The following is a 23,198-nucleotide window of genomic DNA, read 5'->3' as shown; positions in this document are numbered from 1 at the left end:
TCTGATTAATATTTGTTATTTTGCAAATTATTTACAATGGTAGATTTTTGATATCCTATAATTTTACCTTCTGACTTTATTGAAGACTGTTCAAACGTAACCTGTAATGCTTGTGCTAATTCATCGACTTCTTTTTGATTAAATTTATGCCCTTCCTCAGCTTTAGAAGAAAATGGAGAAACTACAGTTAATGCTAATACAAACGACAGCAAAGAGATTACAAATCTTGACAATAGTTTATTCATTTTTACAAACAAAACCAAAACTCCAATCTTGATATTTTGTGATACATTTTACTTTTATCATATTGTATAGTTAGGTTTTGTATTATTGCCTATATGTCTGAGTTAAGTTCTTAAAGGTCCTATATTAGTTTTTGACTATTGTTTTAAATAATATTATAAATTAATGTCCAAGCGTTATTTATCGCCTGAGAGTTCGCTTTGACTATGTGTAGCATGACCTAGAAAGAAGTATATATGTTCAAAGAGAATCACATATTTCAAAGTATGTCTAAAAAAGGTAACTGGCTATATAATTTTTATAATAATACTAGAATTAAATCAAAATTTAAAGACTTGTCTCCTAAACAACATTGGAAACAAATCTTTAAAATAACATACTGAACTAACGTAGAACTTTTAGGGTTCAATACATAAGTTAACGCAGTGCAAATCAAAATGATTAAACTTTATTTTTTCTTACTTTTTTAGTAAACATGATACTTAAAATGACTCCAATGATACTTAAAATAATTAACCAATAAAAATGTGGCGGTGTGTAAGTCAATCTAATCGTTGTTTGTCCAGCTTTAGCTGGAATTGTAGTCATAATTCCGTTACCTTTTTTTACATCTAAAGGCTTACCGTTGGCTCTAGCTTGCATGCCATTTTCATAAGCTATAGGTAACACAATATATCCGTTATCGTTTTTATTTTTAGTAATCGTATAACCATTTCTCTCTTTTTTTACTTTTACTGAATGTAATTGTTTAGAAGCTTTTTTAAGTGTGTGATAATTTTCCCCATAAATTCCTTTAATCTTAAATCTATACGTACCTTCAGACATATGAATATTAAGTTTGTCTGAAGCTTTCACACGCATTGTCACAGGTGATACCACACGTCGATATTTATATGACAACGCATTTCGATTTTGACTATATTCATTTACGCCAATACTATGTTCCTTATCAGGAGTGAGCAGTTCAACATCCATTTCGAGATACATGTCTTTATACTTTTTAGTTAAAGAATGAGGTAATGTGAGTTGAACGCCTCCATTATTTTTATCTACCTTTAGCTGATTTTTCTTTTTCCATTGTGAATCTTTTAATTGTAGTTGAGCATCATTTAATAGATTTTTATTAGGGCTAAACGTAGTGTTAACACTTTTCGTATTATTATCGAATACCACACCTTGAAGCATCGCTTGTTCTCTATCTAGAGGTGATTTTAAGTTATTAGAATCATAGACTTTATGCGTAATGTGTGCGCTTGGATAAGAAATCGTATTCTTTGAGTGGATCCATTGATCTTTCCCATCTTTGATAAGATTTTTCTTTTTAAATCCATAAGGCATGTTTAAGTCATTGGGATGTCTTAATCTATCTTGTACATTCCATAAAGCCATCAAATTCGCTCGATTACCTAAATAGCGATATGTACTATTTTTATCTACAGGCATGTTGATTTGCATTGTTTTATCATAGTATTTTAAAATTTGACCGTTGAAAATGCTTGAATATAAAGATGTACCATTGTAGTGATATATAAATGGTGAGTTAAGTGCGTAAAATGAAAAATAATCTAATCTTTTCAAAGGATCTAGTTTATCACTAGTCATTTGATTAATTTTATTGTTTAATACTTTACTTCTATAACTTGAATCGTTAATAGTGTCCATCGTAGTTTGGTATGGTTCAATAGTTATTTTTTTTGAATCATTTACCATAATAACTTGTTCAACTAAAAATAGAATAACTAGCCCGATTGCTATCCATTTTCTTTTTAAAAGTGATTTTCTGTATAATAATAAGCCAATAACTATCATTATTATAATTGCAATATACATCCAATTTACAGAGCGATCAGTGTAAGTGATGTAAAAACAGCTATATAAAAATATAGGTATAGCTATAATTAAATAATTCTTTAGAGATAATTCGCTTAAATGTTGTATGAAAAGTGCAATTAAAGCGCCTGATGATAATGCTAAAAAGTAAACCCAACGTCTTTGAGGTAATGAGAACCCATTGAATGAACTATCAAACCATTGTGATAAAGAACCAATGAGTAGTAACCAAGTTGCAACGGCGAATAACTTATAATAATAATTTTGATATAGCTTGAATGAAAATAACGCAATAATTACAATAATAGAAATTGTTATATAAAAACCATCAGTAAATATATTATAATTTTTTTCAAATAAATTGGTTAAAAAGGTAATTCCAAATTTAGGATTCTGTGATCTATCATTATTTAAAAATGAAGAAACACCAGTATAAAGACCAAATAAACTTGATAAAACACTTAATAAAGTAGCGATAACTAATATGTAAAATTTTTGCCAACGATTAACAATATCTTGCGGATGTACTGCAATGAGGCGATATATTAAATAAAATCCTAATACAACCGCTTCATAATAACTAAAATAGAAATTAGTGAATAGTGTAAATGTAATTGCAAAGATAAACCATCCTAACTTGCGCTCTCTAAAAAATCTTTCCATAGCCCAAATTGACATAGGTAGCATGATAAGTAAGTTACCATAAAATGACCAAGTAAAATTATAATATGTCATAACGGTAGACATGCCATACAAAATAGTTGCAATAAACATAGGTGCGGGTTTGAATTTCAAATACATAAACAAATAAAAAGTAAAAATCAAAGTAATTACAGTTCGCACATATGCCATAACAAGTTGATTAGTTGGCCAAAAGCTAATGTCATGTGGATTAATATGAATAGTATGTTCAAGTCCCCAAATACATGCAAAATTGATCCACATAAGTGGTGACATTGAGTAGTAATATGCTAATGATTTCACATAATCTCCACCCAAACCAAAAGAGGCATCATAGAACCCTTTAAAAGAAGCAAAATGTTCATACAGATACATTTGGAAAGGCATCATTTGCCTAAAACCATCACCACTTCCACTGAAAACGTCGCCTTTTGTCATGTATTGATAGATAAATGGAAAGTAGAGTATTAATGAAAGGATACAGCTTAATATTAGGATAGATAGAAATCGCCTTTTAGGTGTTTGCCAAAACTTTTTAATCACGGTGAATCCTCATCTTTCTTTTTATTGAATTCGTATATCTTATATATATCATACTAAAAATAATACTTATAAATGAAATAAATATCATTGTTTTCCAATAAGGGGGCTGATATTTAATAATTATAGTTTGATCATTCTTGTTTACTGGAACACCAGTCATCATATAATTTACTTTATGAATGTTAACTTGACGGCCGTCAATATAAGCACGCATACCAGCTCGATAAGGAATATTTATGGTAGCTAAACCTTTAGAGTGTTGACCGAGATTCACTTTCACACCATTTTTAATATCATTGTAATCCATATTAAAGTTTGCATTATGATGTGCAGTTTTGAGTGTCTTATAATTTTCTCCACTGAGATTGAGTAACTTAAATTTGAAACCGCCATTTGGAGATAATTTAATAGAAATATTGCCATTTTTATCAGGTTGGGTCCGATAAAGTTGTGTGTTTATCCTCGTTTTGTAGACTGAATTATTATAAAGACGGTTATTAAAGTAATTATTAACATTTACAGTGTAATTACTGTCTGGATTACCTCGTTTAATATATAAAGTTATATAAAAGTCCTGATATTGCTTACGGATTTTTTTAGGTATATGAATGTTAACAGTTCCTATATTATTTTTAACTTCTAACTGATTATTTCCTTTACTTTTAATATTCTTAGTTGTTATACGTGCATGTTTTAGTAAATTCTTACTTTGAGAATTGAAATCTTTGCCATTTGAATCTACAATCGCTCCTTTAAGCATTGCATGTTCACGGTCTATCGGTGTTTTTAAGCTTTGACTATTATATAGGTTATTAGTCACTTTAACGCTAGGTAAATTAAGCTGATTTTCATATATGTCATATTGGCCGCTCGATTTCACTTTTTTGAAGTAAGTAGGTATATTATTTTGATATTTTTTTAACATTACATATTTAATTGAGAATAAACTATCGATATTTTGTCTAGCATTGGTCGATTGATAACGACTAAGTGATTCCTCTGCTAAATTAATTTTTAAAGCATCATAATAGAAATCCAAGATATTGTGATGAAAGATACTAGAATAAAGACTCAAACCTTTAAAGTTTTGATACATCGGTGTATTGTCCTGTTCATTAACCCGCCAATCAATACGCTGGTCATCCTTCTTACTACTCTTCATTTCTTTAACTAATGCTCTTTGTAAATCAGAGCTATATAGACTAGAATTCGCATAAAATGTATTCGCTCGATCTTGATGGTCTTGGAAGTAAATTTGATTTTTTATAAAAACAAAACTCACCATCATACTTAAGGCAACAATTGAAATAATATAAATATATGTAAGTTGTATGCGAATCTTTCTCTCTTTTAAAAATAAAATTAATAATCCAATAATTGAAACTACCGGTACAAGTATTAACCATGGTAAAAATTTATGATAACAATAGGCGCTAATATAAATAATGAGTTGGGCGATCAAACTTGTAGTGATATATGATTTAACACTCACCGTTCTAAAGTACTTTACATATAGTCCGATTAATAAAGATGATGAAAAGGCTAAAATAAAATGCCAACGCTTCTGAGGTGCTGAAAATCCATTAAAAATTTGATCTATAAGTGGTATAAAAGTAAATATGATGAGTACTACGGTCATCAGTGCAAATAATCGATAATAGTAGTGTCTATATAATTTAAAGGTTAATATACTTTGAATTGTTAAAAATAAAATGACGATAAGATAGTTATCGAAAAATATGTTTGTATTAATATTCAGATGCTCAAAAGTTGGAACATTTCCAGAGAATGATACCCGTCTATTGTTTACGAAACTTTCTACGCCGTGAAAGAAAATAAATAAGCTATTTCCTAAAGCTAATACTGCTGGGATAAGTAAAGTGCACAAGGTTCTTATTCGTGTTGAATCATCATCAGGATGCCTAAACATGATTCTAATTAAGCCATAAACACTAGCAATAATTAAAAAATAGTAAGCAAAATAGAAATTATTTATTAATACTAATGTAATAGTTAAGATTAACAGACCACTTTTACGTTGTTGAATTGACTTTTCCATGGCCAATAAAAGTAAAGGTAACCAAATAAACACATCACTGAAAAATGGCCAATAAGCTGTAAATCTGAAATAGAGTGGTGAGATTACAAATAAAAATGCGGTAAATATACTCAAAATTTTATTTTTAAAAATGTATTGAGCATATAAAAATGTACAATAAAGCGCAATCGTCCCCTTAAAAATTGAGACGATTAAAGCGTTATTCATCCAAAACATCACTTGATGTGTATCTAAAGATATGAATAATTTTACAAACGAAATAATTAGAACATTAATGATAAATAATAAATTTGTTGAAAAATAATAACTTAAATCAGTGAAGAAATCCCCACCTAAGCCAAAGTTAGACGCATAAAATAGATTCCCTTGATGCCACTGATTGTAAAGATACATTTGTATTGGAACCATTTGTTCCATGCCATCATTTGGACCAGTTGATAAAATACCATCGTGATAAAAACGATATACGACATAACTATGTCCAATAAGTGATAGCACTATAAATAATACGGTATAACTTAAAACTCTTTTCATTAATTACTCCTAAATAACTTGATGCTTGTTATCTAATTCTCTTATTAGTTATTTAAATTGTAGGCGATAGCGTCAATGAATGAAAGTGATTTTGTTTAAGATATGTGATGTTTACACAAACTTAAATTTTGAGTTATTTAATGTTGTTATTCATTTTTAAAAATAAAAGATAAGCATGTTACACTTAAAGTGGTTGTATAAACAGAATTAAAGTATAATTAGTAAGTCGAATTAATTATACGATTATTATAAATTGAACATGAAAGTAAGGTGATATTAATGGCGATACAATGGTATCCAGGACATATGGCGAAAGCTAAAAGAGAAGTGAGTGAGCAACTCAAAAAGGTTGATGTAGTATTTGAGTTAGTTGATGCTCGTATACCATATAGTTCTAGAAATCCTATGATCGATGAAGTTATTAAACAAAAACCGCGAGTGGTTATTTTAAATAAAAAAGACATGACTAACTTAAAAGAATTAGAAAAGTGGGAAGGATTCTTTAAGGAACAAGGGTTCTTTCCGGTAGCAGTTGATGCTAAACATGGTAAAAATTTAAAAAATGTAGAGGCTGAAGCAATAAAAGCTACGAAAGAAAAATTTGAACGTGAAAAGGAGAAAGGGCTTAAACCGAGAGCGATACGTGCAATGATTGTTGGTATTCCAAATGTCGGGAAATCAACTTTAATTAATAAATTGGCGAAACGTAGTATTGCAGAAACAGGTAATAAACCAGGTGTTACTAAACAACAACAGTGGATTAAAGTTGGGAAATCACTTCAATTGTTAGATACACCAGGAATATTATGGCCTAAATTTGAGGACGAGGAAGTCGGTAAGAAATTAAGTTTGACTGGTGCAATCAAGGATAGCATCGTTCATTTAGATGAAGTAGCAATTTATGGCTTAAACTTCATGATTGAACATGATTTAGAAGGTCTCAGACAACATTACAATATAGATGTAGACAAAGATGCAGAAATTTTAGAGTGGTTTGATGCGATTGGTCGTAGGAGAGGCCTTCTTCAAAAAGGTAATGAAGTAGATTATGAATCAGTCATTGAATTAATCATTAATGATATGAGAAATGCTAAGATAGGTACATATTGTTTTGATATTTTAAAAGAAATGAAGAGTGACTTATAAATGACATCAACAATTAAAGAAATACGTGATCAACTTGCATTAATTCAATCTATAGAAGAACTTGAAGCGCATGTAGCTAATGAAGATACCCGAAAAGGAGTTCAAAAAGCTATAGAATCACGTAAAAAGTATTTAATCAAACAACAAGAACTAGAAAACAATTATATTAGTATGAATCACTATGAAAATGAAATATTGAATCATGATAATGAGGCACTAATATGTGGAATCGATGAGGTAGGACGAGGACCACTCGCTGGTCCTGTTGTTGCTTGTGCAGTCATATTAAATAAAGGCCATCATTATCTTGGGTTAAATGACTCTAAAAAGGTACCAGCTAAACAGCGCTTAATTTTAAATGAAGAATTGAAAAATAATGTTACGAGTTACGCTTATGGAATTGCAACTCCACAAGAAATTGATGACTTGAATATTTATAAAGCTACACAGGTAGCCATGCAAAGAGCGATTAATCAATTAAGTATTCAACCTACACATTTACTTATTGATGCAATGAAACTTGATAATGATATTCCTCAAACATCAATTATAAAAGGAGATGCTAAAAGTGTTTCAATTGCTGCAGCTAGTATTATGGCGAAAGAATATCGTGATAATTATATGAAAGAACTAGCTAATGATTATCCTAATTACGGATTTGAAAAAAATGTTGGATATGGTACTAAACAGCATTTAGAGGCAATTGACACATTTGGTGTAATAAATGAACATCGCAAATCCTTTGAACCTATCAAGTCGATGTTAAAATAATTTGAATTTTAATTTAATTGCAAAAAATATGGTCTTTCAGTTTACAATAGCGCTTTCATTTTTTATAATTAAAAGGGAACTTAACCTAAGAAACAGGAGGATGGAAGATGAATATCCACGAGTATCAAGGTAAAGAAATATTTCGTTCTATGGGCGTAGCCGTTCCAGAAGGACGAGTAGCATTCACTGCTGAAGAAGCGGTGGAAAAAGCGAAAGAATTAGATTCAGATGTATATGTGGTTAAAGCACAAATACACGCTGGGGGTAGAGGTAAAGCAGGCGGTGTAAAAATTGCTAAATCACTTTCTGAAGTTGAAACTTACGCTAATGAATTATTAGGGAAACAATTAGTTACTCACCAAACAGGACCTGAAGGTAAAGAAGTTAAACGCTTATATATCGAACAAGGTTGCGATATTCAGAAAGAATATTATGTTGGTTTCGTAATTGACCGTGCAACAGACAAAGTTACTTTAATGGCGTCTGAAGAGGGTGGTACTGAGATTGAAGAAGTGGCAGCTAAGACACCTGAGAAAATCTTTAAAGAAACAATCGACCCAGTTGTAGGTTTATCTCCTTATCAAGCACGTCGTATTGCTTTCAACATTAATATTCCTAAAGAATCTATTGGTAAAGCAACTAAATTCTTATTAGCACTTTATAACGTGTTCATTGAAAAAGATTGCTCTATCGTAGAAATTAATCCACTAGTAACTACTGGTGATGGACAAGTATTAGCTCTAGACGCTAAATTAAACTTCGACGATAATGCATTATTTAGACATAAAGATATCGTTGAATTACGTGATTTAGAAGAAGAAGATCCTAAAGAAATCGAAGCATCTAAATATGACTTATCATATATCGCTTTAGACGGTGATATCGGTTGTATGGTTAACGGTGCAGGTTTAGCTATGGCAACAATGGATACTATTAATCATTTTGGTGGAAATCCAGCTAACTTCTTAGATGTTGGTGGCGGTGCTACTAAAGAAAAAGTTACTGAAGCTTTCAAAATCATTTTAGGTGATGACAATGTTAGAGGTATCTTTGTAAATATCTTTGGTGGAATTATGAAATGTGACGTTATCGCAGAAGGTATCGTAGCAGCAGTTAAAGAAGTAGAATTAACTTTACCATTAGTAGTACGTTTAGAAGGTACAAATGTTGAGCGCGGTAAAGAAATTTTAAACGACTCAGGTTTAGCAATTGAACCAGCAGCTACTATGGCTGAAGGTGCACAAAAAATCGTTAAACTTGTTAAAGAAGCGTAAGGAAAGGATGGGAGCACTAAGATGAGTGTATTTATTGATAAAAATACGAAAGTAATGGTACAAGGTATCACAGGGTCTACTGCCCTTTTCCATACAAAACAAATGCTTGATTATGGAACACAAATTGTCGCAGGGGTAACACCAGGTAAAGGTGGACAAGTTGTAGAAGGTGTTCCTGTTTATAATACAGTTGAAGAAGCTAAAAATGAAACTGGCGCTAACGTATCAGTTGTATACGTTCCAGCACCATTTGCTGCAGATTCAATTTTAGAAGCAGCTGAAGCTGAATTAGATATGGTTATCTGTATTACTGAACATATTCCAGTTGTGGATATGGTTAAAGTTAAACGTTATTTACAAGGACGTAAGACACGTTTAGTAGGACCAAACTGCCCAGGTGTTATTACGGCAGATGAGTGTAAAATCGGAATTATGCCTGGTTACATTCATAAAAAAGGTCACGTAGGTGTTGTATCTCGTTCAGGTACTTTAACTTATGAAGCCGTACATCAATTAACTGAAGAAGGCATCGGTCAAACAACGGCTGTTGGTATCGGTGGTGACCCAGTTAATGGTACAAACTTCATTGATGTATTAAAAGAATTTAATGAAGATCCTGAAACTAAAGCAGTAGTAATGATTGGTGAAATCGGTGGTACTGCTGAAGAAGAAGCTGCACAATGGATTAAAGATAATATGAATAAACCAGTAGTAGGATTTATTGGTGGTCAAACTGCACCTCCAGGAAAACGTATGGGACACGCTGGTGCAATTATCTCTGGTGGTAAAGGTACTGCAGATGAAAAAATCAAAACATTAAATGATTGTGGTGTTGAAACTGCAGATACACCATCAGAAATTGGTACAACTTTAATCGAAGCAGCTAAAAAAGCTGGAATCTATGATGAATTATTAACAGTTGATAAATAATTGATAGATTTTTATTAGACTCGAACCTTTAATTAGGTTCGAGTTTTTTATAGTCTTAGTGGAAGTGATATATATAATAGTAGAAACTCGTCACCGTTTAATGAAAAATGAGTTTGGAAAATTACTCCTTACAATCACATTAAATTTAACACTTATATGTCTTTGAATAGTAATAACCAACTGGGTTAAATTGAGCTATAATACTTCTAAAGGAGTAATGCATAGTGATTCAACACACTTTATTGAAGCTCTATTGGGCTAATTTCGCCACAACGCAAGTTCATCAATTTATTAAAGAATATCCAGAAGTTATTTCAGAAAATGCACTAATTCAAAATGAGATGATTGAGGATTGGGCTAAAAGACAAACCTCATCCACAGTCAGGAGAAAATTGAGCTTATTTAAATCACTTAATACAGAAGTTATATTTCAAGAAATGACTAAAATGAACCTCAAATATTTAACTTACTTTGACAAACATTATCCTCAATTACTTAAAGAAATTTATGATTTCCCATATGTAATTTTTTATAAAGGAAATAAACAACTATTTAATTGTCCTCATACTTTAGCTGTTATAGACTCAAGAAAGTCAACTTTATATACAACTCAAGCTTTGGAATACCTTTTCCCATCATTTAAATCACTGAAAATGACGATTATTTCCGGATTAGCATATGGTGCAGATAGTATAGCTCACAAGTCGCACTAAAAAATAAACTTCCAACAATAGGTGTTCTTGGCTTCGGCCATTCATATCATTATCCTAAATCATCTTTAAAGACAAGAGAGAATATCGAACGAAAAGGACTAGTTATAAGTGAGTATCCACCTCATTCTCCCATAACCAGATATAAATTTCCTGAAAGAAATAGATTGATTAGTGGACTCGCTCGGGGTCTATTAATTACAGAAGCAGAGAAAATAAGCGGTAGTCAAATAACAGTAGACTGCGCTTTAGAACAAAACCGGAATGTATATGTTTTACCAGGATCAATGTTTAATCCTATGACCAAAAGTAATTTACTTAGACTTCAAGAGGGGGCACAAGTCGTTTTAGATGAAAGTAGTATTCTTTCAGACTACATTTTCTAAAATACTTTTGAATATACCTCTATTTATAGTGAATGACATGTATTAAATTAGTTAAAGTTTTATGTGACAAAATTAATAATATTTGTAACAAAATGTGAATTTAAAAATTAAAACGTTGACAAACATAAAATTAAGCGTTTATCATTTATCTTTAGTAATTCAATTTGCAAGGGGGAAATCACTTTGGCAGATAATTTAGTCATAGTTGAGTCGCCTGCAAAAGCTAAAACCATTGAAAAATATTTAGGAAAAAGATACAAAGTTATCGCTTCAATGGGACACGTACGTGACTTGCCTAGAAGTCAAATGGGTGTCGATACTGAAGATAACTATGAACCAAAATATATTACAATTCGCGGTAAAGGTCCGGTTGTTAAAGATTTAAAGAAATATGCTAAAAAAGCTAAAAAAGTTTTTCTCGCTAGTGACCCCGACCGTGAAGGTGAAGCGATTGCCTGGCATTTATCAAAAATTTTAGAACTAGAAGACTCAAAAGAAAACAGAGTAGTATTCAATGAAATTACAAAAGATGCGGTAAAAGATAGTTTCAAACACCCTAGAGGTATTGAAATGGATTTAGTTGATGCTCAGCAAGCACGTCGTATTCTGGATAGACTCGTGGGTTATAATATCTCTCCTGTATTATGGAAGAAAGTTAAAAAAGGTTTATCTGCAGGACGTGTTCAGTCAGTAGCTCTTCGTTTAGTTATCGACCGAGAAAATGAAATACGTAATTTCAAACCAGAAGAATATTGGACTATTGAAGGGGAATTTAGATATAAAAAGTCTAAATTTAATGCTAAGTTCCTCCATTATAAAAATAAACCTTACAAATTAAATACAAAAGAAGACGTTGAGAAAATTACAACAGCTCTTGATGGAGATCAATTTGAAATTACGAATGTAAATAAGAAAGAAAAAACACGTAATCCAGCTAACCCATTTACTACTTCAACCCTTCAACAAGAAGCTGCACGTAAGTTAAACTTCAAAGCTCGTAAAACTATGATGTTAGCGCAGCAACTATATGAAGGTATTGATTTAAAACGTCAAGGTACTATCGGTTTGATTACTTACATGCGTACAGATTCTACACGTATATCAGACTCTGCAAAGTCAGAAGCTCATAACTATATTACTGATAAATATGGTAAAGAATATGTGTCTAAACGTAAGGCAACCGGTAAACAAGGTGACCAAGATGCCCATGAAGCGATTAGACCTACAAGTACTTTAAGAACTCCAGATGAAATGAAACCTTATTTAACTAGAGATCAACATCGTCTGTATAAATTAATTTGGGAACGTTTTGTGGCAAGCCAAATGGCTCCAGCAATTTTGGATACTATTGCACTCGATGTTACTCAAAATGATATTAAATTTAGAGCAAATGGTCAGACTATAAAATTCAAAGGTTTCATGACACTATATGTTGAAGCTAAAGATGATAAAGAAAATGATAAAGAAAATAAACTTCCTAAATTAGAGGAAGGCGATAAAGTTACAGCAACTCAAATTGAACCTGCACAACACTTTACTCAACCGCCTCCACGTTATACAGAAGCACGTTTAGTTAAGACACTAGAGGAACTTAAAATAGGAAGACCTTCAACTTATGCTCCGACTATAGATACTATTCAAAAGCGTAACTACGTTAAATTAGAAAGTAAACGATTCGTACCAACAGAACTTGGCGAAATTGTTTATGAACAAGTCCAAGAGTACTTCCCAGAAATTATTGATGTAGAGTTTACTGTTAACATGGAAACTTTATTAGATAAAATAGCTGAGGGAGATACGAATTGGCGTAAAGTAGTTGGTGATTTTTATAATAGTTTCAAGCAAGATGTTGAACGTGCTGAAGAGGAAATGGAAAAAATAGAGATTAAAGACGAACCAGCTGGAGAAGATTGTGAAGTCTGTGGTTCACCTATGGTGATTAAAATGGGAAGATATGGTAAGTTTATGGCTTGTTCTAATTTCCCTGATTGTCGAAATACTAAAGCTATTGTTAAATCTATCGGAGTAACATGTCCTAAATGTAATGAGGGTGAAGTAGTTGAACGGAAATCCAAGAAGAATAGAATATTTTACGGATGCTCTCAATACCCTGATTGTGACTTCATTTCTTGGGATAAACCAGTAGGAAGAGAATGTCCTAAATGTAACCACTACTTAGTAGATAAGAAAAAAGGTAGAAGTAGCCAGGTCGTTTGTTCTAACTGTGATTACAAGGAAGAAGTTCAAAAATAGATTAAATTAGGAGGAAAATGATGACTCAAACAGTTAATGTCGTTGGAGCTGGATTGGCAGGTTCTGAAGCGGCATATCAGTTAGCTCAGCGTGGTGTAAAAGTTAATTTAATTGAAATGAGACCAGTGAAACAAACTCCAGCTCATCACACTGATAAATTTGCTGAACTTGTATGTTCTAATTCACTAAGAGGTAATTCTCTGACAAATGCAGTTGGTGTGCTTAAAGAAGAAATGAGACGTCTGGACTCTCTAATTATTCAAGCAGCTGATAAAGCACGTGTCCCAGCTGGAGGAGCTCTAGCTGTAGATAGACACGATTTTGCTGGTTATATCACTGATACGCTTCGTAATCATCCCAATATAACAGTATTAAATGAGGAAGTTAATCATATTCCTGAAGGATACACAATTATAGCTACAGGTCCACTAACGACAGAACACTTAGCTCAAGAAATAGTTGATATTACAGGTAAAGATCAACTTTACTTTTATGATGCAGCGGCACCGATTGTAGAAAAAGATACAATAGACATGAACAAAGTTTACTTAAAATCTCGTTATGACAAAGGTGAAGCTGCTTATCTTAATTGTCCTATGACAGAAGAAGAATTTAATAGATTTTATGATGCTGTATTAGAAGCTGAAGTAGCACCCGTCAATGAATTTGAAAAAGAAAAATATTTCGAAGGATGTATGCCTTTTGAAGTAATGGCTGAAAGAGGTCGTAAAACTTTACTATTTGGTCCAATGAAACCTGTAGGACTTGAGGACCCTAAAACAGGTGAACGTCCATATGCAGTTGTACAATTGAGACAAGATGATGCAGCAGGAACACTTTACAATATCGTAGGGTTCCAAACACATTTAAAATGGGGCGCGCAAAAAGAAGTTATACGTCTTATTCCTGGATTAGAGAATGTGGATATCGTGAGATATGGTGTGATGCACCGTAATACATTTATCAACTCTCCTGACGTTTTAAATGAAAAATACGAGCTTGAGGGTCATGAGCATCTTTATTTTGCAGGTCAAATGACTGGTGTAGAAGGTTATGTAGAAAGTGCGGCAAGCGGTTTGGTTGCGGGAATTAATCTCGCTCATAAACTTGCTGGTAAAGGAGAAGTTATTTTCCCTAGAGAGACGATGATAGGAAGTATGGCCTATTATATTTCTCATGCTAAAAATGAGAAAAACTTCCAACCTATGAATGCTAATTTCGGCTTATTACCATCATTAGAAAAGCGAATTAAAGATAAAAAAGAAAGATATGAAGCTCAAGCAAATAGAGCGCTCGAATATCTAGATAATTATAAACAAACACTTTGATGAGCATAATAGTTCAACTGGGTAGTAAAATAATTACTACCTAGTTTTTTTATGGAATGATTCGATTGTTTTGTGGTGAATAGGTAATATTTAAATCTTGCATTATAGGTTTAATAATTCAAGGTTTTATAAATTCTTTTTGACATTAATTCTCTAAAGATTTTGAATTGATTACCAAATTACTGTATGCCCTATCATTCATATGCTACAATGCAATATGATGGAGGGGAATTATATTGAATGAAATCCAAAAAACATTTTTATACATGTTGAAGGTAGAAAGAAATTTTTCAGAATATACTTTGAAATCCTATCATGATGATTTGATTCAATTTAATGACTTTTTAGTTAGTGAACATTTAGATTTAGCTACATTTGAATATAAAGATGCTCGAAATTATTTATCATTTTTATATTCACATAATTTAAAAAGAACGACAGTATCGAGAAAAATTTCTACTTTACGTACTTTTTATGAATATTGGATGACTCAAGATGAATCAATAGTTAACCCCTTTGTTCAACTTGTACACCCTAAGAAAGAACAGTACCTTCCTCAATTCTTCTATGAAGAAGAAATGGAAGCTTTATTTCAAACTGTGGAGCAAGATAGTAAAAAGGGCATACGAGATAGGGTTATTATTGAATTATTATATGCAACAGGAATACGTGTGTCTGAATTAGTTAATATCAAAATTAAAGATATAGATATGAATTTACCTGGAGTGAAAGTTTTAGGTAAAGGAAATAAAGAACGTTTCATTCCCTTTGGTGAATTTTGTAAGCAGAGTATTGAAAGATATTTAGACGAATTTCAACCTAGAAAAACTAATGACCATGAATATCTTATAGTTAATATGAATGGTGCGCCTATTACTGAACGTGGTGTGAGGTATGTTCTCAATGATGTAGTTAAACGCACTGCTGGTGTCACAGATATACACCCCCATAAACTCAGACATACGTTTGCAACGCATTTATTAAATCAAGGTGCTGATTTGAGGACAGTTCAATCTCTTTTAGGTCATGTTAATTTATCAACGACAGGCCGCTATACTCATGTTTCAAATCAACAACTTCGCAAGGTTTATTTAAATGCACATCCTCGAGCAAAAAAAGGAGAGTAAGTTATGAGTAATACTTTACATGCAACAACTATTTACGCTGTACGTCATAATGGAGAAGCTGCAATGGCAGGTGATGGCCAGGTTACTCTTGGACAACAAGTTATTATGAAACAAACTGCTAGAAAAGTTAGACGTTTATATGAAGGGAAAGTGTTAGCAGGATTTGCTGGTAGTGTTGCTGATGCATTCACGCTTTTCGAAAAGTTTGAAACAAAACTACAACAATTTAGCGGTAATTTAGAACGTGCGGCAGTTGAATTAGCACAAGAATGGCGTGGAGATAAGCAGTTAAGACAATTAGAAGCAATGCTTATTGTTATGAATAAAGATGCAATTCTTGTTGTAAGTGGTACAGGCGAAGTTATTGCGCCAGATGATGATCTTATCGCTATTGGGTCTGGAGGCAATTATGCTTTAAGTGCTGGTCGAGCGCTTAAAAGACATGCTTCACAACTTTCTGCTAAAGAAATGGCTTATGAGAGCTTGAAAGTTGCTGCAGACATCTGCGTATTTACTAATGATAATATTATCGTTGAAACATTGTAGTTGAATTGCATAATGTGATTTTATTTTTAAGAATTAGGAAATGAATCTTAGTTACAAAGTAACAAGATGGAGGAATGTTATATATGGATACAAATGGAATTAAATTGACTCCAAAAGATATCGTATCTAAATTAAATGAATACATTGTTGGACAAGATGACGCAAAACGTAAAGTAGCGATTGCATTAAGAAATCGCTATAGAAGAAGTTTATTAGATGAAGAAGCTAAACAAGAAATCGCACCTAAAAATATTTTAATGATTGGACCAACTGGGGTAGGTAAAACTGAAATAGCTAGAAGAATGGCTAAAATAGTTGGTGCACCTTTCATTAAAGTTGAGGCTACTAAATTTACTGAAGTAGGTTATGTAGGTCGAGACGTTGAAAGTATGGTAAGAGACTTAGTTGATGTAGCTGTTCGTTTAGTGAAAGAAGAGAAGAAAGCACTCGTCAAAGATGAAGCGATTGCTAAAGCGAATGATAAGCTTGTTAAATTGTTAGTTCCAAGTATGAAGAAGAAGGCTTCTCAAGGAAATAATCCTCTTGAAAATCTTTTCGGAGGTGCAATTCCTAACTTTGGTCAAAATAATGAAGAAGAGGAAGAGCCACCTACTGAAGAAATAAAAACTAAGCGTTCAGAAATTAAGAAGCAATTAGAAGAAGGTAAACTTGAACAAGAAAAAGTAAGAATAAAAGTAGAACAAGATCCAGCAGCTATGGGCATGCTAGGAACGAATCAAAATCAACAAATGCAAGACATGATGAACCAATTGATGCCTAAAAAGAAAGTTGAACGAGAGGTATCTGTTGAAACAGCAAGAAAAATACTTGCTGATGATTATGCTGATGAACTTATAGATCAAGAAACAGCAAACCAAGAGGCTCTAGAGCTTGCAGAACAAATGGGTATTATCTTTATAGATGAAATTGATAAAGTAGCAACAAATAATCAAAATAGTGGTCAAGATGTTTCACGCCAAGGTGTTCAAAGAGATATTTTACCAATCCTTGAAGGTAGCATGATTCAAACCAAGTATGGTACTGTAAATACTGAACACATGCTATTTATTGGTGCTGGTGCGTTTCACGTTTCAAAACCTAGTGATTTGATTCCAGAATTACAAGGTCGTTTCCCAATCAGAGTAGAACTTGAAAGTCTTTCTGTTGACGACTTTGTCAGAATTCTTACAGAGCCTAAGTTATCATTAATTAAGCAATACGAAGCGTTGCTTCAAACTGAAGAAGTGACTGTAAACTTCACTGAAGAAGCGGTCAAACGTTTAGCTGAAATTGCTTACCAAGTCAACCAAGACACTGATAATATTGGTGCTCGTAGATTACACACAATTTTAGAAAAGATGCTTGAAGATTTATCATTCGAAGCACCAAATATGCCACATGCTGTTGTAGACATAACACCACAATATGTTGATGATAAACTAAAAACTATCTCAACGAATAAGGATTTAAGTGCATTTATTTTATAATATAAATAGAAGGAGAAAAATTATGAGCTTATTATCTAAAACTAGAGAATTAAACACGTTATTACAAAAACATAAAGGCATTGCAGTAGACTTTAAAGATGTTGCACAAACGATCAGTAGCGTTACAGTCACAAACGTATTTATCGTATCAAGAAGAGGTAAAATTTTAGGGTCGAGTCTTAACGAGTTATTGAAGAGTGAGCGAATTATCAATATGTTAGAGGAAAGACATATTCCTAGTGAGTATACTGAAAAACTTATGGATGTTAAACAAACACAATCTAACATTGACATTGATAATGTTTTAACAGTGTTCCCTCCTGAAAACAAAGACGTTTTTGTAAACAGTAGAACAACTATTTTCCCTATATTAGGTGGAGGAGAACGACTTGGTACACTCGTTTTAGGTCGAGTTCAAGATGACTTTAATGAGAACGACCTAGTTTTAGGTGAATACGCTGCAACTGTAATTGGTATGGAAATCTTACGTGAGAAACATAACGAAGTTGAAAAAGAGGCTCGTGATAAAGCTGCAATCACAATGGCTATCAATTCACTATCTTATTCTGAAAAAGAAGCGATTGAACATATCTTTGAAGAGTTAGGTGGAAATGAAGGTTTACTTATCGCTTCTAAAGTGGCTGACCGTGTTGGTATTACTAGATCTGTTATTGTAAATGCATTACGTAAATTAGAAAGTGCTGGTGTCATTGAATCACGTTCACTAGGTATGAAAGGTACTTTCATCAAAGTTAAAAAAGAAAAATTCTTAGATGAATTAGAAAGAACAAAATAATTAATAAAACATCAAATATAAAAAAGAGTGTCAGCTATATCATGAGCGATACTCTTTTTATATGTGATCATAAATATTATTCATTGTTCAGACACAAAGGCATTGCGTTTCTGGACAAGTTATGATATATTAATTGACGGCTATTAAGCCAATACACACATAATTAATGTAAATATAGAGGGTGCAAATCTTTGGATTTGTCTTTATATGAGTTGATTATGGAGGTAAATAACCAATAGGAGGAATTTTAAAATGGCAGTAATTTCAATGAAACAATTACTTGAAGCCGGTGTTCACTTCGGTCACCAAACACGCCGTTGGAACCCAAAAATGAAAAAATATATCTTCACTGAAAGAAATGGTATCTATATCATTGACTTACAAAAGACAGTGAAAAAAGTTGAAGAAGCATACAACTTCCTTAAACAAGTATCAGAAGATGGCGGTAAAGTCTTATTCGTAGGTACAAAAAAACAAGCACAAGAATCAGTTAAAGCTGAAGCAGAACGTGCTGGTCAATTCTACGTTAACCAAAGATGGTTAGGTGGAATCTTAACTAACTACAAAACAATCTCTAAACGAATCAAACGTATTTCTGAAATTGAAAAAATGGAAGAAGATGGATTGTTTGAAGTATTACCTAAAAAAGAAGTTGTTGAACTTAAAAAAGAATACGACCGTTTAATTAAATTCTTAGGCGGTATTCGTGATATGAAATCTATGCCTCAAGCATTATTCGTTGTTGACCCTCGTAAAGAGCGCAACGCTATTGCTGAAGCACGTAAATTAAATATTCCTATCGTAGGTATTGTTGACACTAACTGTGATCCAGACGAAATCGATTACGTTATCCCAGCAAACGATGATGCTATCCGTGCCGTTAAATTATTAACAGGCAAAATGGCAGATGCTATCTTAGAAGGTCAACAAGGTGTATCTAATGAAGAAGTAGCTGCAGAACAAAACATCAATTTAGATGAAAAAGAAGAATCTGAACAAGCAGAAACAACTGAAGAAAACACTTCTGTTGAATCAAACTAAGATATAGTTTAAATGGGTGATAAGATACTAATGCTTATCACCTTTTTTTAAAAGTAAAACAAATCGTTATAGAGTATTGGAAATATCACCTAAAATAATGGTAAAATTTGGGTATATCATAAATACAATTATATATTGGAGGAGAAATTAATGGCAATTTCAGCAAAACTTGTTAAAGAATTACGTGAAAAAACAGGCGCAGGTATGATGGATTGTAAAAAAGCGCTAACTGAAACTGATGGTGACATCGATAAAGCAATCGACTACTTACGTGAAAAAGGTATCGCGAAAGCAGCTAAAAAGGCTGACCGTATCGCTGCTGAAGGTCTTGTACACGTAGAAGTTAAAGGAAATGAAGCAGCTATCGTTGAAATCAACTCAGAAACTGACTTCGTTGCTCGTAACGAAGGATTCCAAGAATTAGTTAAAGAAATTGCTAACCAAATTCTTGATAGTAAAGCTGAAACAGTTGACGCTTTATTAGAAACTAAATTATCAAGTGGCAAAACTGTTGATGAAAGAATGAAAGAAGCTATCTCTACAATTGGTGAAAAATTAAGTATCCGTCGTTTTGCTATTAGAACTAAATCTGATAATGACGCTTTCGGTTCTTACCTACACATGGGCGGACGCATTGGTGTGTTAACTGTTGTTGAAGGTACAACTGATGAATCAGCTGCAAAAGATGTAGCTATGCACATCGCTGCAATCAACCCTAAATATGTTTCTTCTGATCAAGTAAGCGAAGAAGAAATCAACCACGAAAAAGAAGTATTAAAACAACAAGCATTAAACGAAGGTAAACCAGAAAACATCGTAGAAAAAATGGTTGAAGGTCGTTTACGTAAATATTTACAAGAAATTTGTGCTGTAGATCAAAACTTCGTTAAAAATCCAGATGAAACAGTTGAAGCATTCTTAAAATCAAAAGGTGGTCAACTTACTGACTTCGTTCGTTACGAAGTAGGCGAAGGTATGGAAAAACGCGAAGAAAACTTCGCTGATGAAGTTAAAGGACAAATGAAATAATCTGTCATAATTTTAACAAGAAAGAAGACACCTATTAAGTTTCCTTTCTAATAGTTTTAGAGCTATAGAAAGGAGCCATCCGTGTCTTCTTTACTTATATATTTTTACATATTTCTACTATAGAGAGGATAAGAAAATGGCTCAAACTTCTAAATATAAACGTGTAGTCTTGAAATTGAGTGGAGAAGCTTTAGCTGGAGATAAGGGATTCGGTATCAATCCAATTATCATCAAAAGTGTAGCGAAACAAGTTGCTGAAGTTGCTAAAATGGACTGTGAAATTGCAGTTATTGTTGGTGGCGGAAACATTTGGAGAGGTAAAACAGGCAGCGATTTAGGAATGGATCGAGGCACTGCTGACTATATGGGCATGTTAGCAACTGTAATGAATGCTTTAGCGTTACAAGATAGTTTAGAACAATTAGATTGTGATACACGTGTTTTAACTTCAATTGAAATGAAACAAGTTGCTGAACCATATATTCGTCGACGTGCAATCAGACATCTAGAGAAGAAGCGCGTAGTTATCTTTGCAGCTGGTATAGGTAACCCTTACTTCTCAACTGATACTACAGCAGCTTTACGAGCAGCTGAAGTTGAAGCAGATGTAATCTTAATGGGTAAAAATAATGTAGATGGTGTTTATTCAGCTGACCCTAAAGTTGATGAAAATGCCGTTAAATATGAACACTTAACTCATATTCAAATGTTACAAGAAGGTTTACAAGTAATGGATTCTACTGCTTCATCATTCTGCATGGACAATAATATTCCATTAAATGTATTCTCAATTATGGAAGAAGGAAATATTAAGCGCGCCGTTATGGGAGAAAAAATCGGTACGCTGATTACAAAATAAATTAGAGGTGTAAAAAAATGAGTGACATTATTAAAGATACTAAAGCTAGAATGCAAAAATCTATCGACAACTTATCACGTGAATTAGCTAACATCAGTGCTGGTCGAGCTAATTCAAATTTACTAAATGGTGTAACAGTTGATTACTATGGTGCACCAACACCAGTACAACAATTAGCAAGTATCAATGTTCCTGAAGCACGTTTATTAGTAATTTCACCATATGATAAAACTTCAGTAGATGATATTGAGAAAGCAATCATCGCAGCAAACTTGGGCGTTAACCCAACAAGTGACGGTGAGGTCATCCGAATTTCTGTTCCTGCATTAACAGAAGAAAGACGTAAAGAACTAGTGAAAAACGTTAAAAAAATTGGTGAAGATGCAAAAGTTTCAATTAGAAATATTCGCCGTGACATCAATGATCATCTTAAAAAAGAAGAGAAAAATGGTGACATTACTGAGGATGACTTAAGAAGTCAAACTGATGACGTTCAAAAAGCAACTGATAACTCTATTAAAGAAATAGATCAGTTAGTTGACGATAAAGAACAAGATATCATGTCTGTTTAATCATGTGACTTGTCACTGAGTAGATTAAAATTTATAACTACTCTTCACATGATATTTATAAAGTGTCTAAGAATTAATTAGTGAGCTCGACTTGAGGTCATACTTCTTTAATACTTTATGAATGTTTATGTTTTAATAGTCTAAACTGTACCAAGTAGGACTTTGGTACAGTTTTTTTATTTGCTTATTCAATGGAATAAATGAGTATGATAAAATGGTAGATGATTGTTTAATTAACCTATACAATAAAACAGAGATGATCAGGCTCGGAGGAAAGACCATGTTTAAAAAGCTAAAAAATAAAAATAAGACTGAAAATAATCTAAATAATGATTTAGATTTACATAATATTCCTGAACATGTTGCCATCATTATGGATGGAAATGGTCGATGGGCTAAAAAACGTAAAATGCCAAGAATAAAAGGACATTATGAAGGCATGCAAACAATCAAAAAAATTACTCGAGAAGCGAGTAATATTGGTATTAAATATTTAACACTTTATGCTTTCTCCACAGAGAATTGGTCTAGACCTGAAAGCGAAGTTAATTATATTATGAATCTGCCTGTTAATTTTCTTAAAACATTTTTACCAGAGTTAATTGAAAAAAATGTTAAAGTTGAAACAATTGGATTCGGTGAAGGCTTACCCCAATCAACTATTGAAGCTATTAATCAAGCGAAAGAAAAGACGAAGAATAATACAGGATTAACATTAATTTTCGCTATTAATTATGGTGGACGTGCTGAAATTATTCAAAGTATGAAAGAAATATTTGAAGAGTTACAATCTGCGCATCAAAGTTCTGAAGCTATTGATGAAAATCTATTAAACAAACATTTAATGACTCGCGATTACCCTGATCCGGAATTACTAATTCGTACTTCTGGAGAACAAAGAATTAGTAACTTTTTAATTTGGCAAGCTTCATACAGTGAATTTATTTTTAATGAGAAGTTATGGCCAGATTTCGATGAAAATGAATTAAAAGAATGTTTAAAAATTTATCAATCGCGCCAAAGACGCTTTGGGGGATTAAGTGAGGAGTAAAG

At 32.6% G+C, this 23,198-nt stretch carries 17 protein-coding genes and 2 pseudogenes; 16 read left to right on the top strand and 3 right to left on the bottom strand.

What is annotated here, in order from left to right; translation table 11 throughout:
• Positions 1-5: 5 nt before the first annotated feature.
• The 3 genes from HMPREF2706_RS08070 to HMPREF2706_RS08060 all read right to left on the bottom strand — a co-directional run bounded on the left by HMPREF2706_RS08070 (position 6) and on the right by HMPREF2706_RS08060 (position 5,890).
• The gene (locus HMPREF2706_RS08070) at positions 6-212 is read right to left on the bottom strand and encodes a hypothetical protein (protein ID WP_227959510.1); all 207 of its coding nucleotides are present in this window, start codon (positions 210-212) and stop codon (positions 6-8) included.
• Between the two features lie 472 nt (positions 213-684).
• On the bottom strand, positions 685-3,297 hold the full coding sequence (locus HMPREF2706_RS08065) for a YfhO family protein (protein ID WP_030064780.1): 2,613 nt from the start codon (positions 3,295-3,297) through the stop codon (positions 685-687).
• A complete protein-coding gene (locus HMPREF2706_RS08060; protein WP_070862311.1) occupies positions 3,290-5,890 on the bottom strand; it encodes a YfhO family protein in 2,601 nt (866 codons plus the stop codon). Before HMPREF2706_RS08060 ends, HMPREF2706_RS08065 begins: the two co-directional genes overlap by 8 nt.
• 279 nt (positions 5,891-6,169) lie before the next feature.
• On the opposite strand from HMPREF2706_RS08060, the pseudogene ylqF reads away from it, so the two are divergent.
• From ylqF to HMPREF2706_RS07980, 16 genes and pseudogenes are all read left to right on the top strand, one after another.
• A pseudogene (ylqF, locus tag HMPREF2706_RS08055) lies at positions 6,170-7,053 on the top strand (ribosome biogenesis GTPase YlqF).
• Complete coding sequence (locus HMPREF2706_RS08050; protein ID WP_030064786.1) at positions 7,037-7,807, top strand: ribonuclease HII; 771 nt, start codon at positions 7,037-7,039, stop codon at positions 7,805-7,807. The pseudogene ylqF and the gene HMPREF2706_RS08050 overlap by 17 nt, the downstream one beginning before the upstream one ends.
• Positions 7,808-7,914: 107 nt before the next feature.
• Positions 7,915-9,081: an ADP-forming succinate--CoA ligase subunit beta gene (gene sucC / locus HMPREF2706_RS08045; protein WP_002436291.1), complete on the top strand. Its 1,167-nt coding sequence runs from the start codon at positions 7,915-7,917 to the stop codon at positions 9,079-9,081.
• A gap of 21 nt (positions 9,082-9,102) precedes the next feature.
• Entirely contained in the window at positions 9,103-10,011 is a 909-nt protein-coding gene (sucD, locus tag HMPREF2706_RS08040; protein WP_002436344.1) for a succinate--CoA ligase subunit alpha, read from the top strand.
• 224 nt (positions 10,012-10,235) lie between these two features.
• Positions 10,236-11,107: pseudogene (gene dprA / locus HMPREF2706_RS08035) on the top strand (DNA-processing protein DprA).
• 177 nt (positions 11,108-11,284) lie between these two features.
• The gene (gene topA / locus HMPREF2706_RS08030) at positions 11,285-13,360 is read left to right on the top strand and encodes a type I DNA topoisomerase (protein WP_030064789.1); all 2,076 of its coding nucleotides are present in this window, start codon (positions 11,285-11,287) and stop codon (positions 13,358-13,360) included.
• Positions 13,361-13,380: 20 nt separating this feature from the next.
• On the top strand, positions 13,381-14,688 hold the full coding sequence (trmFO, locus tag HMPREF2706_RS08025) for an FADH(2)-oxidizing methylenetetrahydrofolate--tRNA-(uracil(54)-C(5))-methyltransferase TrmFO (protein ID WP_030064791.1): 1,308 nt from the start codon (positions 13,381-13,383) through the stop codon (positions 14,686-14,688).
• 236 nt (positions 14,689-14,924) lie between these two features.
• Positions 14,925-15,815 (top strand): tyrosine recombinase XerC, encoded by an 891-nt coding sequence (xerC, locus tag HMPREF2706_RS08020; protein ID WP_023350394.1) that lies wholly within the window; start codon positions 14,925-14,927, stop codon positions 15,813-15,815.
• A 3-nt stretch (positions 15,816-15,818) separates the two neighbouring features.
• A complete protein-coding gene (gene hslV, locus HMPREF2706_RS08015; RefSeq protein ID WP_023350393.1) occupies positions 15,819-16,361 on the top strand; it encodes an ATP-dependent protease subunit HslV in 543 nt (180 codons plus the stop codon).
• Between the two features lie 83 nt (positions 16,362-16,444).
• On the top strand, positions 16,445-17,848 hold the full coding sequence (gene hslU / locus HMPREF2706_RS08010; RefSeq protein WP_002436320.1) for an ATP-dependent protease ATPase subunit HslU: 1,404 nt from the start codon (positions 16,445-16,447) through the stop codon (positions 17,846-17,848).
• Positions 17,849-17,870: 22 nt separating this feature from the next.
• Positions 17,871-18,644 (top strand): GTP-sensing pleiotropic transcriptional regulator CodY, encoded by a 774-nt coding sequence (gene codY, locus HMPREF2706_RS08005; protein ID WP_002436324.1) that lies wholly within the window; start codon positions 17,871-17,873, stop codon positions 18,642-18,644.
• 252 nt (positions 18,645-18,896) lie between these two features.
• The gene (rpsB, locus tag HMPREF2706_RS08000; protein WP_002436327.1) at positions 18,897-19,685 is read left to right on the top strand and encodes a 30S ribosomal protein S2; all 789 of its coding nucleotides are present in this window, start codon (positions 18,897-18,899) and stop codon (positions 19,683-19,685) included.
• Positions 19,686-19,835: 150 nt separating this feature from the next.
• Positions 19,836-20,714: a translation elongation factor Ts gene (gene tsf, locus HMPREF2706_RS07995; RefSeq protein ID WP_030064793.1), complete on the top strand. Its 879-nt coding sequence runs from the start codon at positions 19,836-19,838 to the stop codon at positions 20,712-20,714.
• Positions 20,715-20,850: 136 nt separating this feature from the next.
• Entirely contained in the window at positions 20,851-21,573 is a 723-nt protein-coding gene (pyrH, locus tag HMPREF2706_RS07990; protein WP_002436299.1) for a UMP kinase, read from the top strand.
• A gap of 17 nt (positions 21,574-21,590) precedes the next feature.
• Positions 21,591-22,145 (top strand): ribosome recycling factor, encoded by a 555-nt coding sequence (frr, locus tag HMPREF2706_RS07985; RefSeq protein WP_002436295.1) that lies wholly within the window; start codon positions 21,591-21,593, stop codon positions 22,143-22,145.
• Positions 22,146-22,425: 280 nt separating this feature from the next.
• Complete coding sequence (locus HMPREF2706_RS07980; RefSeq protein WP_002436351.1) at positions 22,426-23,196, top strand: isoprenyl transferase; 771 nt, start codon at positions 22,426-22,428, stop codon at positions 23,194-23,196.
• The last annotated feature ends 2 nt before the right edge of the window (positions 23,197-23,198 follow it).

It is taken from the genome of Staphylococcus sp. HMSC067F07 (assembly GCF_001837405.1).
Lineage (GTDB): Bacteria > Bacillota > Bacilli > Staphylococcales > Staphylococcaceae > Staphylococcus > Staphylococcus capitis.
Note: the sequence above shows the minus strand (reverse complement) of the source record. Positions and strands in the feature narration are given on the sequence as shown.

Excerpts from the sequence above, each read along its gene's own strand:
- HMPREF2706_RS08060 (WP_070862311.1), bottom strand. The coding sequence starts at position 5,890 with ATGAAAAGAGTTTTAAGTTATACCGTATTATTTATAGTGCTATCACTT.
- HMPREF2706_RS08050 (WP_030064786.1), top strand. The coding sequence starts at position 7,037 with ATGACATCAACAATTAAAGAAATACGTGATCAACTTGCATTAATTCAA.
- sucC (WP_002436291.1), top strand. The coding sequence starts at position 7,915 with ATGAATATCCACGAGTATCAAGGTAAAGAAATATTTCGTTCTATGGGC.
- sucD (WP_002436344.1), top strand. The coding sequence starts at position 9,103 with ATGAGTGTATTTATTGATAAAAATACGAAAGTAATGGTACAAGGTATC.
- trmFO (WP_030064791.1), top strand. The coding sequence starts at position 13,381 with ATGACTCAAACAGTTAATGTCGTTGGAGCTGGATTGGCAGGTTCTGAA.
- hslV (WP_023350393.1), top strand. The coding sequence starts at position 15,819 with ATGAGTAATACTTTACATGCAACAACTATTTACGCTGTACGTCATAAT.
- hslU (WP_002436320.1), top strand. The coding sequence starts at position 16,445 with ATGGATACAAATGGAATTAAATTGACTCCAAAAGATATCGTATCTAAA.
- codY (WP_002436324.1), top strand. The coding sequence starts at position 17,871 with ATGAGCTTATTATCTAAAACTAGAGAATTAAACACGTTATTACAAAAA.
- rpsB (WP_002436327.1), top strand. The coding sequence starts at position 18,897 with ATGGCAGTAATTTCAATGAAACAATTACTTGAAGCCGGTGTTCACTTC.
- tsf (WP_030064793.1), top strand. The coding sequence starts at position 19,836 with ATGGCAATTTCAGCAAAACTTGTTAAAGAATTACGTGAAAAAACAGGC.
- pyrH (WP_002436299.1), top strand. The coding sequence starts at position 20,851 with ATGGCTCAAACTTCTAAATATAAACGTGTAGTCTTGAAATTGAGTGGA.
- frr (WP_002436295.1), top strand. The coding sequence starts at position 21,591 with ATGAGTGACATTATTAAAGATACTAAAGCTAGAATGCAAAAATCTATC.
- HMPREF2706_RS07980 (WP_002436351.1), top strand. The coding sequence starts at position 22,426 with ATGTTTAAAAAGCTAAAAAATAAAAATAAGACTGAAAATAATCTAAAT.